The organism is Salinicoccus jeotgali, assembly GCF_055379195.1.
Genome location: NZ_AP043830.1, coordinates 1,151,631 through 1,168,294, shown reverse-complemented (window position 1 = coordinate 1,168,294; position 16,664 = coordinate 1,151,631). Strand labels below are relative to the sequence as shown.

The window sequence follows — 16,664 nt, the reverse complement described above, 5'->3', positions numbered from 1 at the left end:
CTGTTTCCTCCTAGTTTATCGCAGACATCATCTGGAATATCGGTAGTATTATAATCAGATATAAGCAGATGATGAGGACTCCGAGTATTGCGAAGATTACGGGTTGTATCTTCTTCGTTATATTTTCCACATACATGATAAGACGCTCCAACGTGTATTCGCTGAACATGATAAGCTCCTTGCCGACGCTGCTGTTCTGTTCGCCGTGACTGACGAACACAGCCAATTTGGCATCAAGCAATTCTACCTCGCCCAGGACAAGTGACAGGCTTTCACCATTCATCAAGCCATCCTTTATGGACTCCGACATATATCTTAGATAGCCATTTATTTCCTGATGAATGAAAAGGTCAAGAATCTCCTTCACTTCAAGTCCATTATTCAGAAAATAGCCGAACTCCCGTGAAAACCTATATGTCTGATAGCCGGTAAAAAAATAATTCACTAAAGGTATCTTGGTAAATATACGAGATTTCAATGCCACGTCCTTGATGGAAAAGATAGCTGATATAGCAATACAAGCCACAACTCCGGTTATAAAGCACACCAGGAGTGCTATAGGCAACGCATCAAGCGCTTTGATGAGCAGTGCCACAATCCCTTGAGATTGTGTGCCCATGGCACTGTAAAGGCTTTTGAATTGGGGGATGACTGTAAAATTGAGGGTCAATAGAAGCCCTACAAAAATTGTTATCAGCAACAAAGGATACTGCAACGCCTTAAGCAGTTTCGAACGCGTATTCCTCACGTATTCGATATACCTTGCAGATTCTCGCAACGTCTCCAATACTTTCCCATGTATTTCAGAAAATGCAATTTGGATAATGACTGAATTGCCATATCCCATATCCTTAAGTAATTTTCCAAGGCTTTTTCCTTCTCGGACGGCCTCTATCATCTGCAGTCGATCTTTTGGTTTCAGCACATCATATTGTTCCAACAGGAAAAGCAGTGACTGCTGCATAGTGAAGCCAGTTTCAAGCAAATCAGCGAGCTTGATCAGAAAGTGGGCATCATATTTGCCGAGTTTATTTGAATTTATCCTCGTAAAACCTAAACTCATCCGCATTCAGCCCCCCTTCATCAAGCATAAGGATCAGGCGGTCGTGCAGTGTCCCATAAACAACGGAACCGGTCTTCAAAAACTCTTGTATCTCTGTATTTCCAAGCGTTTCATAAATGATATAAGATCCTTTTTGAGTATGGATGAGACGCTGGTTTATGATCAATGAGATACTTTGTATCATCTCTTCATCATAGAGCCCAAAATCTTTAAGGCGACTGAGTGCGGCCACAGCAGATTTGCTGTGGAATGTACTGAATACAAGGTGTCCCGATAAACTTGCCCTAAGTAGGTTGGACGCGATATTAGCATCCCTTATCTCCCCGAACATTATGACATCCGGGTCACACCTCAACACACCTTTTAGCAGAGGCTCGTAGTCGATTTGTGCTTTTTCATTGATCTCAACCTGTACAATCCCTTCCTGCTCATATTCAATCGGGTCTTCAATGCTGATTATTTGCCGTTCCCCTCTTGCTGCGATCTCCCTGATCAACCGATGCATCAGTGTCGATTTCCCGGAACCGGTGGGACCTGTGAACAGAATCAGACCTTGCTGCCGGTTGATGTAGTCCTGGAAGAAGTCGTATTCAGAAGTGGTGCTGAATAGTTCATTCGATGCCTTATCTTCCATCAGGTTGAGGATTCGTATGACGACCACTTCGTCCATAAGCGAGACTGGTAGTGTACTGACCCTTAGGTTGACGACTTCTTCATCAATCAGGATTGCGGTGCGGCCACTCTGCGGGACACGATGTTCGTTGATGTCGAGATCTGCAATGAATTTCAGATAGTTGATGGCTCGCCTATAGACTTCAATGTCGATCACTTCGAGCAGCTGCATCTTTCCGAGGCAACGGATCCTCACATGCGCCATTTCACCTTCAGATGTCAAGTGGACATCCGTGGCCTCCTCAAGCATTGCATCTTTTAAAATCGTTTCTATAAGCTTTTTCATTCTTCACCTCCACCTTATATATGGGTAAAAGTGAAGGAATTGATCTTTTCTGAAATAAATTGATGAATTTCCCCTTATTGGCATAGTTTTTGTTGTATAATAGTGAATAATGGAAATGGATTCCAAACCATTTGATTTATTTAGTATTTACTTTAATATCTTCTTTATTTATAATTGACTATGATATGTAAAGTAAGGATGAAAGGACTGTTCTTATGGATAAAGTATTCAAGACACTCGGCTTTTGGACTGGTGTATTTGCAATCCTCTTCTATGTCGGTGACATGATGGCGATGACATTGCTGTTTCTCGCGCAAACCGGATTCTTCATTCTCCTCGGTTACATGAAATTGACAGAAAGGATGTACATGTACGTTTTTGCTGCATACCTCGTCCTTTTCTTTGTAGGTTTTACGTACTTCACTACATTTTTACTCGAGCCGAGATTTGGTTGATCATGTTTAAAAGGACCGTACAGATTCAAATCTGTACGGTCCTTTTTCTATTTCCTCACAAAAGGATTTGTCTTCTTTTCATACCCGATGGTGGTCTCCGGGCCGTGCCCTGGGTATACAACGATCTCATCATCGAGCATATACATCTTGCTGCGGATGCTGTCGATCAAAGTGCTATGGTCTGCTTGATATAAATCTGTCCTTCCTATCCCACCGTTGAACAGGACATCACCTGAAACGATGAAGTCGTTAAAAAGATAGCTTAAGCTTCCAGGTGAATGGCCCGGTGTATAAAGGACCTCGAACTCAAACTTACCAATCGAATGACGACCTTCTTCTAGAGGTATTGGCTGTATATCGGCTGTTATAATAGGCAAGCCCATGTCCGTATACTTGGCCGACCCATTCTTTGCCGGGTCGGCAAGCCACTCAAGCTCTGGGCGCCCCATCCAGGTTTTAGCATCATAATGATTGGCGATATCTTCGAGTGCTCCGATATGATCGAAATGGGCGTGGGTCAGCAAAATCCCTTTGACGGTCTGATCCAACCCGATAGCCTCCTTGATCTTTTCAGGCTCTCCAGATGGATCGACGATCAGTACCTCTTCTCCTTCACGCAGCAGATAACAATTCGTTTCCAATGGCCCAAGGGGTAAAGTTCTTATTTCCATAAATGATCCTCCTTAAAATCTCCTCGACAAAGTACATTTTTAATTATACAATATATATGAGAATAAAGAGATTATGGGAGGTTGAGCATCATGCCATTCATTGATACGGGTGAGCTTTTTGAAATTGGCGGCGTGTCGATCCATATCGGGATCAACACTTTTTCCCTGCTGATGCTGATGATTTCAATCGTCGGTATATGGGGATTGGTGGCGGCAGTCAAAAATAAAAATCTGTTGGCGGTACTTTTCAGTCTAGCAACAGTTGCCACTTTTGGTTTCTTCGCAATCGCGACTATATTTACATACGGTTATCCAGACCTCGGGCACTAGGCTGGACCGTTTATATAAAAAAGGCAAATCCTCTAGAGGATTTGCCTTTTTTGTCATTTCAGTAGTGCTTCGGCACGTTTCATCTGTGCGATTACTGCCTCTGTGCCGGTGCCGCCCCGGCTGTTCCTTCTGTCAACTGATGTGCGGGGGTAGAGTTGATCATAGATGTCGTCCTCTATTGAAGAGTGATGTTGCTTGAATTCCTCTAGGTTAAGATCTTTGAGGTACTTGCCGGAATGGATGCACTTTAAAACAAGTTTCCCCACCACTTCATGAGCCTTTCTGAAAGGCACTCCCTTCTGCACCAGATAATCAGCCAGTTCTGTAGCATTTGAAAAATCTTCTGATACCGTCTCCTCTAGCACTTCCTCATTTATGGACAGAGTCTCCAACATGCCGTTCATTATCTCTAGGGACCCCAAAACAGTCGTCACTGCATCAAATATTCCTTCTTTATCTTCCTGAAGGTCTTTATTATAGGTCAAGGGGAGGCCTTTGACCAACATCAACATGCCCATCAGGGCACCGGTCGTCCGTCCGCTTTTTCCGCGGATCAGTTCTGCCATGTCAGGATTCTTCTTCTGTGGCATCATGGAGCTCCCGGTAGTGAATTGGTCGGACAGCTGAATGAAATTCGCTTCTTCGCTCATCCAGAAGATGATTTCTTCCGATAACCTCGACAGATGTATCATCACGAGGCTGATATTTGAAAGGGTTTCAATGATATAGTCACGGTCACTGACGGCATCCATACTATTTTGGTATATATCGGAAAAGCCAAGGAGGTCGGCGGTCATCTCGCGATCAATATCGAATGTCGTGCCGCTGATTGCCCCCGCTCCAAGCGGTGATAGATCGATGCGCTTCAATGACTCCCTGAAGCGCTCCCCATCCCTTTGCAGCATCCAGAAATATGCCATGATATGATGCGAAAAGAGGACTGGCTGTGCCCTTTGAAGGTGAGTGTAGCCAGGCATGATGACATGGATATTTTCCTCGGCAAGTGCGAGTATGGTCTTTTTTAGACTATTGATGCTTTCTATAATATGTTCTACTTGTTCTTTGATGTATAGATGCATATCTGTCGCCACCTGATCATTACGGCTTCTCCCTGTGTGCAGTTTGCCGCCCACCTCCCCGATTTTATTGATCAGTGCGCGTTCGACATTCATATGGATGTCTTCATGTTGTACGGACAGTTCCATCCGCCCCGCATTGAAATCCTCCATCACCGCCTTTAACCCGGAGATGATCTGTTCTGCTTCGTCTTCGCTTAAAATCCCCTTCTTCTCCAGCATGGTTGCATGTGCAATACTACCTTCTATATCTTTCTCGATGAGTATCTTGTCAAAATGGATGGAAGCATTGAATGCTTCCACCCAACCCAGTGACTCGCCTTGGAATCTTCCGCCCCATGCCTTTTTAGTCATAAAGTTTCACACCGTTATCAAGCATCGCCTTTACTTTGGTCGGCAATCCGAAAATTTCAATGAACCCTACAGAAGCATCTTGATTGAAAGCATCTTCATTGGTATAGGTTGCAAGTTTTTCATCATACAAGCTGTTGTCGGAACGCCTGCCGGTGACCGTCACATTGCCTTTGTACAGTTCAAGGCGTACTTCGCCGTTAACTGGCTGCTGCATGTCTTTAAGCATTTTCCTGAGGGACTCCGACAATGGGGAGAACCACAGCCCGTTATAGATCTGCTCTGTGAATTTCTGCTCGATGGATGGTTTGAAGTGCGCAATGTCTTTTGTCAATGTGATCGTTTCAAGGTCGTGCTTCGCTGTAAGGATCACCTTCGCACCTGGTGTCTCATACACTTCGCGTGATTTGATACCAACGAGCCTGTTTTCGACATGGTCTATCCTCCCGATACCGTGGACTCCGGCAATCTCATTCAATTTGATGATCAGTTCATCCAACTCGTAGAACACACCATTGAGGGCTTTTGGCAGTCCATTTTCAAAATGCAGTACAAGTTCTTCCGTTTCGTCAGGGGTTTCCTTGATGTTTCTGGTCAGATCATATGCATCTTCCGGTGGCTTGGCCCAAGGATCCTCAAGCACACCGCATTCATTGCTCCTGCCCCACAGATTCTGGTCTATCGAATAAGGCGAGTCGAGGTTTACCGGGATGGGAATCTGCTTTTCTTTGGCATAATCGATCTCCTCTTCCCTACTCCATGTCCATTCACGTACTGGTGCAAGAACCTTAAGTGCAGGATCAAGGCTTTTGATGGCCACTTCAAAGCGGACTTGGTCGTTGCCCTTACCTGTGCAACCATGGGCGACATAGTCTGCATTGGATTGGTGTGCAACTTCCACGAGTTTCTTGGAGATTAAAGGGCGACTCAATGCAGATACTAGTGGATATTTTCCTTCATACATAGAATTTGCATAAATTGCATAAGAAACGAAGTCGTCTGCAAACTCTTTTGTAGTATCAATCACATATGATTCAATCGCCCCCATATCCAGAGCTTTTTGTTGGACCTTATCTAAGTCTTTTCCTTCTCCGACATCTAGGCACAACGCCACAACATCGTATCCTTTATCTATAAACCACTGAATTGTCACACTTGTATCCAAACCGCCTGAATAGGCCAATACTACTTTTTCATTCATCTTCATACATCCCCTCGTCTTTAGAATAATTTAAATAATATCATTATAAACATTCGTAATCAAGTATATTTATTCATTTATCTGCATTTCAGCATTTTACAAATATTTCAGTTGACTCTATAATCATCAGTAACTGAATAAAAGGAGCGTTTAGTATGAGATATGTATTTATAACCGGAACAAGCCGTGGCCTTGGCCATGCTATGCTTGACATCTTCAGGGAAGATCGGATTATCAGCATCTCCCGTTCCAAAGTCGAAACGGATGTTGAGCTTTATAAAGAATTTCATGTGGATTTCCTGGATGAACAGAAATTGGAAGAGATGTTGCCTGAAATATTCAATTCCATCTCGCCGGAAAAAGGGGACGAGATATACTTGATCAACAATGCAGGCATCGTAGGGCCGGTTCATTCCATTGCGAACATGGATGCTCAAGGATTCATGAAAAACTATAAAATCAATGTACTGGCCCCAGCACTGTTGATGAAAGGCTATGTCAATGCCTTTAGTGACATTCAAGCTGCGAAACGCATCCTTACGGTTTCCAGTGGCGCTGCTTTAAATCCGATGGAAGGTTGGTCAGCATATTGCAGTTCTAAAGCGGCAGTAAATATGGTGAGTGATGTTCTACGCCAAGAGATGGATCGGTTGGACTACCCGATATTCACCGCCACCTACAGGCCCGGAGTTGTCGATACGGATATGCAGGGGGAAATCCGTTCTGCGGACCCTGAAGAGTTCCCGGACCTTGAAACCTTCAGAAAGCATAAATCTTCCAATCGTCTATATCCACCGAAAGTCGCTGCCTACGTCGCAAAACGCATCATCACATCAGACAATTTCGGTTTTTCCGAAAGCTACAGCATCAGCGATTTCCTCTAATAAAAAAAGCAGCCTTGTAGACTGACCTAGCAGTATGAGACACATATAAAACACCTTCATTAGGCTACCTTCCTCCAAAATGAATTGGAGGAAGGTAGCCTAATTTTTCTTGTATTCTTTCTTCGTTATAGTACTTTAAGTATTGATTCACACGTGAAATCGTCTCAACATTACTGAGTGAATTGAATCTGGTGTATATAAACGCTTCAGACTTCAGGTTAGAATGGAACGATTCGATGACCGCATTATCCCAACAGTTCCCGCGTCTGGACATGCTGCTCACCAGATTATTTTCCATTACATATGACTGATAGGCATATGATGTATACACACTCCCTTGGTCCGAATGAATGATCACGCCTTTAGGATGTGCCCGTTTCTCCAAAGCTTCTTTCAGTGTATCCAGCACTAATGGCGTCTGCTGATGATTATACAATTTGGCTGCGACAATCTCATTGTTGTAAAGATCTATAATCGTTGACAGGTACTGCACAGTGCGCCCGTATTGGATGTAAGTAATGTCCGTGACCCATTTTTGGTTGGGCGCGGCAGCCTGAAAGTCACGCTTGATTCGATCGGGTGCGATAATAATGGTTTCCCCTTGTGACTGCCATTTCTTTTTCGGCTTAATCCGGCATTGTAGATGATATTTCTGCATGATGCGCTGCACAGTGTTCCGATTCCTTTTGATATTGTAGTCTCGCTGCAACAACGCTCTCACCTTGCGATGGCCGTATCGATACTTCGTCGACTCACATATATCAATGATTGTCCGCTCGACATCGGTCAACGATGAATCAGTGGCTTCCGATCGCCATCGGTAGTAGGTTGAACGCGGCACAAGCAATGCACTTAAAATGGCAGTAATCGTGTATTTGGTCTGCATTCTTTCAACAAGTGTCAGAACTATTTCTTTTTCAACTCCTTTTCGATCGCCATATACTTTTTTAAAATATCGTTCTCCATCTTCAAATGTTCAATCTGACGATCTTTTCGTTCATCAGCTGAGCGCTCTTCAGGACCATGTCCATAGGTATACTGCTTTCCAATCGGTTGATCAAATCGATAAAGTTCCCCTTGCTTATACCATCTGACCCATGTGGAAATTTGAGATTTATTCTTGATGCCGTATTTCTCCATAATTTCATTTGTAGTCAATTCACCCGCCATTTTCGCTTTGACCACTGCCCACTTGGTCTCACTTGAATATACGTTTTTGCCCATGCAAAAACACCTCCGATTCAGTACTTGATGAACATTGTACCATTTCGAAGGTGTTTTATATTGTCTCAAATAATTAGGTTAGTCTACTTGGCTGCTTTTTTTATGTTAAAAATTGTTTCACGAGCCGTGCGGCTCCGTATATTCCTGCATCGTTACCGAGTTCAGCAAAGACGATCTCAGTATTTTCATAGGCTGGTGGGAAAGTGAGCCGCCTATAATGCTTTCGTATCCCATCCATAAGAATGTCACCGGCCCGGCTGACGCCGCCACCGATTATGAAGTAATTCGGGTTGGTGAGGACGGATATATCACTCAACGCAAGACCAATGAACCCGGCGACTTCGTCAAGTACCCTCATGCCGAGCGTGTCCCCGACCTTTGCCGCTTCAACGACAGCCGCGGATGTTACCGTGCCTTCTTCCAGGGCTTTAGAGAGTGTGGTTTCCACACCATTGTGAAAATGATGTCTGGCAAGGTTCACAATACCTGTGGCAGAGGCCACCGTCTCAAGACACCCTTTCTTGCCACAGTTGCATTGGAACCTCCTCTTCGTATCAACGTTAAGATGGCCGATCTCGCCTGCAGCGCCTCCATGACCATGAGCAAGCAGGCCGTTGACGACGATACCGCCTCCAACTCCTGTACCGAGCGTCACCATGACCACATCGTCATACCCGCTTCCAGCTCCTTTATGCTGCTCACCGAGCGCTGCAACATTGGCATCGTTATCCACGATTGTTGGGATGCCGCTCATCTTCTCAAATTCATATGAAATTGGCTTTTTACCATCCCAATTCAAGTTGATCGCACCGTTTATAATGCCATTTTTAAAATCAACCGGGCCTGGGACTCCGAGACCGACACCAGCAATATCCGTCAAGTCCAAGCCATGATTCGCGGTCTCTTTTATGAAAGCTTCATAGATATCTTCCAGTATCCTGCCCCCGTCTGGCAGTGTTTCTGTTGGAATTTCCCATTTATGGAGCAATTCCACATCATCCGAAAATAATCCTAGTTTGCAGGTCGTACCCCCTATATCTGCCGCCAATATATTATCCATGCTCAGCCGTCCTTTCTGTGTCTTAGAATCAACAGGGCTTCGGCATATTCTTTCTTATCGAGCAGCCCGGCCTTGTATAATTCCTTGATTTCCATTTCCATCATAAGGAGCATATTGCTCCTATCCCTATCATATACATATATGCCAAAACGTCTCAGCAGTTGGTTGATGTGGTTTAGATCCTTATTCATTTCCATAATACTCCTTGGTGATGAGCCTCAATTCTTCGTCTTTAATTCTCTTAATGTTCAAGTCGTCCAGAATTCGGCCCATGGCTTCATAGTCTTTATCCTTTCTGAGTTTAAGCAGCTTGTGCTTCACTGCCCACTCATGTTTCGGATTCATCTCAAAGCTTTTCTCATGGTACTGTTCAGCAAGGTCATAGTCTCCCGTGTACTCAGCAATAAGTCCGAGTACGTGGTAGGTACCTGCTGTATCATCACCTTCATTAACCGCTTCAGTGACGATGCCAAGTGCTGCACCATAGTCCCCGGCTTGAAGCTTCGACATTGCTTCCTGGTTATGCGACGGTTCTGCGTCCGAGCCCATCACCATAAAATATGAGACTGCTGCAATTAACACCAGCAGAGAAATGGATGCTATGGCCCACACCCGTTTGAAATATTGACGGTTAAACAGTATGCCAAGCAATCCCCCAAGCAGAAGTCCACCGAAATGCGCATAATGATTGATGTTCGCCATGATTTGGGAGATGAATGATAATACCACAAATAAAATGGCGACCTGCAGAAGCAGCTTCAAGTCGATTTTACCTCTGATCAACAGATGTACAATCAGAATGCCGATCAGGCCGTATACTGCCCCACTCGCGCCGAGGGAAGCCCCTTCAGTGATGAACACCAGTGAAAAGAGACTTGATAGTATGCCTGTCAATACATAGGCGATGGCCAAGCGCCACTTTCCATAGAGCACTTCTATGAATTTTCCGGCTATGAATAAAGCAAAGATGTTAAACAGGAAATGCTCGACGGTGACGTGCAGGAAGCTGCTGCTCAAAAGTCTGTATAAATCCCCGGAAACCACTGCAGAGTGGCTGACAGCCAGCTGCTCTGTAAGCTGGAAGGAACCGACTATATGGATAAGGATGAGATTGAGCAGGAACACAACCAGATTGATTGCGGTCAATAAATATGTCATCGGAGTGAAGCGGATCATATAGCGTTCAAAAGGATGCCGGCTCAACAATCGTTTCTGGTAATGCGCGGCAGGCTTGGATTGTTTATATTTCAAGTCTAATCTATAGAAAGGATTATCGATCAGAGTGCCGTAGTCTTTGATCCCCTCGTGGGTAATCTCTACGCCATCCGCTTCGAATCGTTCGGACGCCCCGTCCGCATCAGGATAATAACTTTCAACATGACGCACCACCCCATGCTGACCGCGGATAAACAGGCGGTGTAGTATATAGTCGACGGCGTCCTCAGATGATGTGTCTACATTTGTGGCATGCAGGCACATCATACTCGCTTTTTTATCGTTTTTAAGCCATATCACTTCACGACTCTGGTCGAAATCGTAAAACGTATAATCTGTATAACGGGTCACTTCGTAGGCGGTGCGCCATATATCAGGCATCTTCATTTCTCTTCTCTGCTGCATCTATCGTACGCTCTGGTGTAATCAATATATCTACAGGGATATCATGGGGTTCGACAATGACTTCACCAAGCTGCTCTTCAAAAAGTAATGATACTTTCAGGCCGGTATAGTTTGCCAGAAACTTGTCATAATACCCGCCCCCATATCCGATCCGGTAGCCGGTTTGAGAATAGATGAGGCCTGGGACCAGGATGAGACCAGGTGCATTGTTGACGCGCTCGGCATCCTCTGGCACCCTCAATCCCTTTTCATCTTTTACAACCGCATCAAAAGAAGAGAACTCGCAGAAGTTCATCACTTTCTGGTCGTAGTTGCATACGGGTGTATAGATTTCTATTCCTTGCGATTTCAATTGACTGATGATGCCATCGGTATCCATTTCGTGCGGCATCGACAGCACGATGCCGACTGAAGTGATGTTCAATTGACTGATATATTCAAGTAGCTTGGTTTTTAAAGTTTCCTCCTTGCGCTTCTTGTCAGAAGGATCGAGCGAAGCCAGCCTGTCCATCATCTCTTTTCGCATATCTTTCTTATTCATTTCAAAAGCCTCTCTTTCCGCATTTCATTTCTATCTTTCATTATAATCATTCCACCGTCAAATCAAAAGCCGTCAGTTGCAATAACTATTATACACCGCCATCTCAAGCACTATAAATCCAAAAAATAAGGCACCTTTAAAGGTGCCTTACTGTCCGTACACGAGTTTCGGATAAAAAGTATCTGTATTATATTGATAATTCGGTTTAGGTGACTGCTCATAATAGAGTTCATAATACTTATTGACGACATCGCGGCCTAAGTACTGTCCAGGGAAGAAAGGAACCGTATAGGGCATATTCGGGAAGATGACGGCGAATGCCATATCCGGATCATCATACGGCGCGTAGCCTGTATATGTCTGGTTCAGGACCTCTATTCCTTCAAATTCTGTCTCGGCCGTACCAGTCTTGCCTGCAGCCTTTGGTTCGAGCTCATGATAGGCATCCCAGCCGGTGCCGTATCGATTCGTTGCGGTGTCATGCGTGTTGAACACATCATAGAACCCTTTATGGATCTGCTCCAGCTCTTCTGGAGAATACAGTACAGTATTCAGCACTTTGCCATCGAAGGATTGCAGCAGTGTCCCTTCCCCGTTGGCATCTCCACTGCGCACTTCTTTTGCCATATGAAGTCCAACCCTGTTTCCGCCATTTGCAATGGTGGACATGTACTGGGACAGTTGGAGTGCAGAATACGTGTCATACTGTCCGATGGATAGGGATAATAAATTTGATGGGTTGTTTGTCAGATCCGGACTGAGCCCGGTGGCTTCGTTCGGCAGATCAATGCCCGTCGACACCCCGAGGCCGAATTGATTCAAGCCATTCCTCAATTTGTTCGCGCCACCTGTAATATCCGTCGGCAATGACATTCCCGGTGTATAGCTGAAATCTGCCAGCCCCATGGCGATCTTCATCATGTAGACGTTGGAAGAGACCATCAGCGCTTCCTGGTCATCTATCGCAACTTTGCTGTCGCGGTTGAAGAATGAAGATTTTGTATCATCCCCTGCAAAATTAAGGGGCTCATCGATCATCACTTCCCCCGGCTCGATGATGTCATTTTGATAGCCGGTTGTGACTGTGGCACCTTTTATGGAGGAACCTACCGGATAGGTTGAGGTAAGCGCACCATAATGGTAATCGACGATTTCACCATTTTCATCGAGCTGTTTTCCGACCATGGCCAGCACATCCCCATTATTCGGGTCCTGCACGACAAGAACAACTGTGTTCAAATATTCCGGGATGATCGTGTAATCGAGTTCCCCGGTCCTATTATTGCGTGCCGCCACTTCCTCAGCCATCTTTCTGAGGGATGTGAGGTGATGTTCGGCAATCTCTTCAAGTTCAAGTTGAAGTTCGATATCGATGGTGAGATACAGGTCATCGCCCGGCTCCCCCTTCTTGACCGTTTCCTGCTTAAGTATTTTACCTGATTTGTCGGTGGAATATTTAACCTGTGCCTTTTCACCGCGCAGAACATTTTCATATTGGTATTCAAGGTAGGTTTTACCTACTCTGTCATTACGCGAATATCCCCTTGCCATATAGTAATCGAGCAGTTCTTTTGGCAACCCTTCTTCTGATGAGGATACTTCTCCGAGAACGGTCTTAAGGGTGGAGTCATACGGATATTCACGTTCCCAGTCCATCCCGGTGGAAATGCCTTCCAATGAATCAAGCGACTCATTCACGGCCGCGAACTCGGACTCGGTCACGTCCTCACTCTTAACGACTACAGGATTGAGTTCCCGGGCGTTGACCATCTCGACGAAGACGGCGATCGTGTTGAGATCTTCTTCTGACAGAATGTCTGATAGCTGTTGGTCATCGATTTGCCTATATAACTCTTCATTGAACTGTTTTTGTGAAATATTGCCATTATCGAGTAAGGTCTGTTCTTTTTTCATTATCTTTTCTACTTCTTCCGGATAACGGTTGATCAGATAATCCTGTTTATCCCTAAGGGAGATGTTTTCAGTATCCATCTCGATGTAATCCGATAACTTCAGGGCGACATCCATTATTTCACCGGAGGACATATTCCGGTGACGGGTGAAATAGATGGCTTTCTTGGAAGCATTGCCGACAAGCAAGTTGCCATTCCGGTCGTATATTTCACCGCGCGGCACATTTTGGTTGATCTCTACATACTGGGCATTCTCCACCTCTTCCTGGTACATATCCCCTTTGACGATCTGCAGATAACCTATGCGGAATATGAGTGCCAGGCAAAGAAGGAAGACGATCAGCATGATTATGTTTATCCTGGATTTCATCACTTGATTATTTATGGTTTCAAGACTCTTGGTTTTGGCTCTTTTCAATAAAACTCATCCTCTTTTACCTGAAAAATATGTAATGTCATTCTATCACATTATGGAATCTTTGGTTCTGGAAATTAAAAAAGGGACGGTTGCCCGTCCCATTCCCATTGCTTGGAATTATTTAGCATTGCTGTACAATTCGCTTACCTTATCCCAATTGACGACGTTCCAGAAAGCTTTCAAGTATTCTGGACGTTTGTTTTGGTATTTCAGGTAGTAGGCATGTTCCCAAACGTCAACACCGAGGATAGGTGCCTTGCCGTCTGTTACTGGGTTGTCCTGGTTAGGTGTAGATACGATTTCGAGCTCACCATTGTTTACAACGAGCCAAGCCCAGCCGGAACCGAAGCGTCCAGCACCTGCTGCTTCAAATTCTTCTTTGAATTTGTCTACAGAATCGAATTTGGATTCGATTGCGTCTTTGAGTTCACCAGAGAGTTCTTTTGTTTCTGGAGTGAGGAGCTCCCAGAATAGTGAGTGGTTAAGGTGTCCGCCACCATTGTTTCTCACTGCTGTTTTCTTGTCTTCAGGAACTGAATCCAGATTTTTAATGATGTCTTCAATGGACTTGCTTTCAAGGTCTGTGCCTTTGACAGCGTCATTGAGTTTAGTTACATAGGTGTTATGATGCTTTGTATGGTGGATTTCCATCGTTTCTTTATCGATGTGTGGTTCCAACGCATCATATGCATAAGGTAGTTCTGGTAGTTCAAAAGCCATAGTAAATTCCCCTCCATAGTGATTTGTTTACATACCAAATATATCAATTCAATGATAAAATGACAAATGTATTGCACATTGGTATGGATTATTCAGCCTAAGGGCTGAGTGACGCCTGCACTACAATACATTAGTACAAAAGGAAGCGTTACAAGATGAAACTGTTCACTTTTTACAAGCGTCTGCTTACATTTGAGAAATACCCGCTTTTTAGAACGGCAAACTTCAAACACATGCTGTTGAATATATTCGTCATCTCATTGCTTATCGCATTGCCGAACATCATTGCGCTTTTTCAAAGTGCCAATGCTGCGGCTGGACTTGCAGACATCGAATCGGAAATTCCGGAATTCTCCATTGTAGATGGCCAATACGTCGGTGAGGATGAAACTGTGTCAATAAAAGGGAATGATGTCCTTTTCAGCAGTGAAGTCGCCACCGATTCAGTAGAAGATCGCAATGTTCTGATCGGTTTCGTAAAAGACGGCATATACATCCGTGATGTGCAAAACACTGGGTTCGACTATTCCTATATCGGCGACGTCAAGGATGATGAGGGGCTCAAGACTTTCATATCCCAACAATCTTCAAGCCTTTATTTCTACGTGTCAGTATATGTGGTCTTCTTTATATTTGTGGTCATGTTCTTTAGCGTCATCTTCATGTCGATCCTTGCCTATCTCTTCCATACATCTTCGGCATTGCTGAAACGGAAATCGCGCTTTATGAACTGGTACAAATTCATTTCCTTTGCAACTGCGTTCATCCTCTTGCCGATGGCTCTAGTCGAGCTGCTTTCGGGAAGCATGCTCTGGTCCCTATATCTTTTGACGTTGCCGTTCTATATCCATTACTTCAGGAAACTGCCGGTCATGAAAACGTAATCAGTAGGCATTACATTTACATTTCTGGCCGGTTTCTAGTATAATTGCTAGTGATTTAGAGTATCATCATATACATGAGGAGCTTGATTATGTCCCAAATAACACATCGTACTAATACAAGACCTGTAAAGGTTGGCGATTTGACGATCGGCGGTTCCGATCAGATCATCATCCAAAGCATGACGACGACAAAGACACATGATGTCGAAGCGACAGTCGCAGAAATCAATCGTCTTGAAGAAGCAGGATGCCAGATAGTACGTGTTGCATGTCCTAAAGAGGAAGATGCACTCGCCATTCCAGAAATAAAAAAACAGATCAATATTCCACTCGTTGTGGACATCCATTTTGACTATAAGCTCGCCCTTCTCGCTGTAGAAGGCGGCGCAGATAAAATCCGCATCAATCCAGGCAATATCGGACGCCGGGAGAGAGTCGAAGAAGTGGTGAAGGCGTGTAAAGCGAAAGGCATCCCGATCCGCATCGGCGTCAATGCCGGAAGTCTTGAGAAACACATCATTCAAAAATACGGTTATCCGACAGCCGACGGCATGGTGGAGAGTGCCCTGCACCACATCAAGATCTTGGAAGACCTTGATTTCCACGATATCATCGTCTCCATGAAGGCCTCAGACGTCAACTTGGCGATAGAAGCGTATGAGAAAGCGGCAGCAGCATTTGATTATCCGCTGCACCTCGGCATCACTGAGAGTGGTACCCTATTTGCCGGTACTGTGAAAAGTTCTGCGGGACTCGGTGCCATCATTTCACGCGGCATCGGCAATACGATGCGCATATCCCTATCTGCCGATCCTGTTGAAGAGATCAAAGTCGGAAGAGAACTTCTGAAAAGCTACGGTCTGGCAAGTAACGCAGCCACTCTCATTGCATGCCCGACATGTGGCCGTATCGAGATCGACTTGATTTCAATCGCGAATGAAGTGGAAGAATATATTTCATCCATCAAGGCACCGCTTAAAGTGGCGGTACTTGGTTGTGCAGTAAACGGACCAGGCGAAGCTCGCGAAGCGGATATCGGTATAGCAGGTGCCCGTGGGGAAGGACTTCTTTTCATGCACGGTAAGACAGTCAGAAAAGTGCCGGAAGAAACGATGGTCGATGAGCTCAAGAAGGAAATCGATATACTGGCTGAAGAACATTACGAAAAAGAACGTAAAGCCAAAGAAGAAGCGGCAAATAAATAACACAGCAAAGTGTCCCGGACAACTTAAATTGGTTGCCGGGACTTTTTTGTGCCACATAAATCAACTGATTGGAACATAGTATACTGACAG

General features: G+C 44.7%; 18 protein-coding genes. 5 read left to right on the top strand and 13 right to left on the bottom strand.

What is annotated here, in order from left to right; all coding sequences use genetic code 11:
• Window positions 1-10 precede the first annotated feature (10 nt).
• Window positions 11-1,063 carry a competence type IV pilus assembly protein ComGB gene (comGB, locus tag ACZ43I_RS05830; protein WP_344702826.1) on the bottom strand — a complete coding sequence of 351 codons (1,053 nt, stop codon included), beginning with the start codon at window positions 1,061-1,063 and terminating at the stop codon, window positions 11-13.
• Complete coding sequence (comGA, locus tag ACZ43I_RS05825) at window positions 1,029-2,021, bottom strand: competence type IV pilus ATPase ComGA (protein ID WP_344702825.1); 993 nt, start codon at window positions 2,019-2,021, stop codon at window positions 1,029-1,031. The genes comGB and comGA overlap by 35 nt, the downstream gene beginning before the upstream one ends.
• A 215-nt stretch (window positions 2,022-2,236) precedes the next feature.
• Here comGA and ACZ43I_RS05820 point away from each other — a divergent pair, with 215 nt between their 5' ends.
• Entirely contained in the window at window positions 2,237-2,476 is a 240-nt protein-coding gene (locus ACZ43I_RS05820; RefSeq protein WP_344702823.1) for a DUF2626 family protein, read from the top strand.
• Window positions 2,477-2,523: 47 nt separating this feature from the next.
• Here ACZ43I_RS05820 and ACZ43I_RS05815 read toward each other — a convergent pair whose 3' ends face one another.
• A complete protein-coding gene (locus ACZ43I_RS05815) occupies window positions 2,524-3,147 on the bottom strand; it encodes an MBL fold metallo-hydrolase (RefSeq protein ID WP_344702822.1) in 624 nt (207 codons plus the stop codon).
• A gap of 90 nt (window positions 3,148-3,237) precedes the next feature.
• On the opposite strand from ACZ43I_RS05815, the gene ACZ43I_RS05810 reads away from it, so the two are divergent.
• On the top strand, window positions 3,238-3,477 hold the full coding sequence (locus ACZ43I_RS05810) for a DUF2759 domain-containing protein (protein WP_344702821.1): 240 nt from the start codon (window positions 3,238-3,240) through the stop codon (window positions 3,475-3,477).
• A 53-nt stretch (window positions 3,478-3,530) separates the two neighbouring features.
• Here the strand turns inward: ACZ43I_RS05810 and argH are convergent, their stop codons facing one another.
• Together argH and ACZ43I_RS05800 are read right to left on the bottom strand one after the other, a co-directional pair.
• Window positions 3,531-4,907: an argininosuccinate lyase gene (gene argH, locus ACZ43I_RS05805; protein WP_344702820.1), complete on the bottom strand. Its 1,377-nt coding sequence runs from the start codon at window positions 4,905-4,907 to the stop codon at window positions 3,531-3,533.
• Window positions 4,900-6,105: an argininosuccinate synthase gene (locus ACZ43I_RS05800; RefSeq protein WP_344703086.1), complete on the bottom strand. Its 1,206-nt coding sequence runs from the start codon at window positions 6,103-6,105 to the stop codon at window positions 4,900-4,902. Before ACZ43I_RS05800 ends, argH begins: the two co-directional genes overlap by 8 nt.
• Window positions 6,106-6,260: 155 nt before the next feature.
• On the opposite strand from ACZ43I_RS05800, the gene ACZ43I_RS05795 reads away from it, so the two are divergent.
• Window positions 6,261-6,989, top strand: a complete 729-nt coding sequence (locus tag ACZ43I_RS05795; protein WP_344702819.1) for an SDR family NAD(P)-dependent oxidoreductase — start codon at window positions 6,261-6,263, stop codon at window positions 6,987-6,989.
• A gap of 64 nt (window positions 6,990-7,053) precedes the next feature.
• On the opposite strand, the gene ACZ43I_RS05790 is transcribed toward ACZ43I_RS05795, so the two are convergent.
• The 8 genes from ACZ43I_RS05790 to ACZ43I_RS05755 all read right to left on the bottom strand — a co-directional run bounded on the left by ACZ43I_RS05790 (window position 7,054) and on the right by ACZ43I_RS05755 (window position 14,485).
• Window positions 7,054-7,893 carry an IS3 family transposase gene (locus ACZ43I_RS05790; protein ID WP_344703120.1) on the bottom strand — a complete coding sequence of 280 codons (840 nt, stop codon included), beginning with the start codon at window positions 7,891-7,893 and terminating at the stop codon, window positions 7,054-7,056.
• A gap of 2 nt (window positions 7,894-7,895) precedes the next feature.
• On the bottom strand, window positions 7,896-8,213 hold the full coding sequence (locus ACZ43I_RS05785; protein WP_344703118.1) for a helix-turn-helix domain-containing protein: 318 nt from the start codon (window positions 8,211-8,213) through the stop codon (window positions 7,896-7,898).
• Between the two features lie 100 nt (window positions 8,214-8,313).
• Window positions 8,314-9,273 carry an ROK family glucokinase gene (locus tag ACZ43I_RS05780; protein ID WP_344702172.1) on the bottom strand — a complete coding sequence of 320 codons (960 nt, stop codon included), beginning with the start codon at window positions 9,271-9,273 and terminating at the stop codon, window positions 8,314-8,316.
• Window positions 9,274-9,275: 2 nt separating this feature from the next.
• Window positions 9,276-9,464 carry a YqgQ family protein gene (locus ACZ43I_RS05775; RefSeq protein WP_344702170.1) on the bottom strand — a complete coding sequence of 63 codons (189 nt, stop codon included), beginning with the start codon at window positions 9,462-9,464 and terminating at the stop codon, window positions 9,276-9,278.
• Complete coding sequence (locus ACZ43I_RS05770) at window positions 9,457-10,893, bottom strand: rhomboid family intramembrane serine protease (protein WP_344702168.1); 1,437 nt, start codon at window positions 10,891-10,893, stop codon at window positions 9,457-9,459. The genes ACZ43I_RS05775 and ACZ43I_RS05770 overlap by 8 nt, the downstream gene beginning before the upstream one ends.
• Entirely contained in the window at window positions 10,862-11,434 is a 573-nt protein-coding gene (locus ACZ43I_RS05765; protein WP_344702166.1) for a 5-formyltetrahydrofolate cyclo-ligase, read from the bottom strand. The genes ACZ43I_RS05770 and ACZ43I_RS05765 overlap by 32 nt, the downstream gene beginning before the upstream one ends.
• A gap of 147 nt (window positions 11,435-11,581) precedes the next feature.
• On the bottom strand, window positions 11,582-13,765 hold the full coding sequence (locus tag ACZ43I_RS05760; RefSeq protein ID WP_344702164.1) for a peptidoglycan D,D-transpeptidase FtsI family protein: 2,184 nt from the start codon (window positions 13,763-13,765) through the stop codon (window positions 11,582-11,584).
• Window positions 13,766-13,882: 117 nt separating this feature from the next.
• Window positions 13,883-14,485: a superoxide dismutase gene (locus tag ACZ43I_RS05755; RefSeq protein ID WP_344702162.1), complete on the bottom strand. Its 603-nt coding sequence runs from the start codon at window positions 14,483-14,485 to the stop codon at window positions 13,883-13,885.
• A gap of 155 nt (window positions 14,486-14,640) precedes the next feature.
• Here ACZ43I_RS05755 and ACZ43I_RS05750 point away from each other — a divergent pair, with 155 nt between their 5' ends.
• Window positions 14,641-15,369 (top strand): DUF1189 family protein, encoded by a 729-nt coding sequence (locus ACZ43I_RS05750; RefSeq protein WP_344702160.1) that lies wholly within the window; start codon window positions 14,641-14,643, stop codon window positions 15,367-15,369.
• An 89-nt stretch (window positions 15,370-15,458) separates the two neighbouring features.
• Window positions 15,459-16,574, top strand: a complete 1,116-nt coding sequence (gene ispG, locus ACZ43I_RS05745) for a flavodoxin-dependent (E)-4-hydroxy-3-methylbut-2-enyl-diphosphate synthase (protein WP_425568351.1) — start codon at window positions 15,459-15,461, stop codon at window positions 16,572-16,574.
• The last annotated feature ends 90 nt before the right edge of the window (window positions 16,575-16,664 follow it).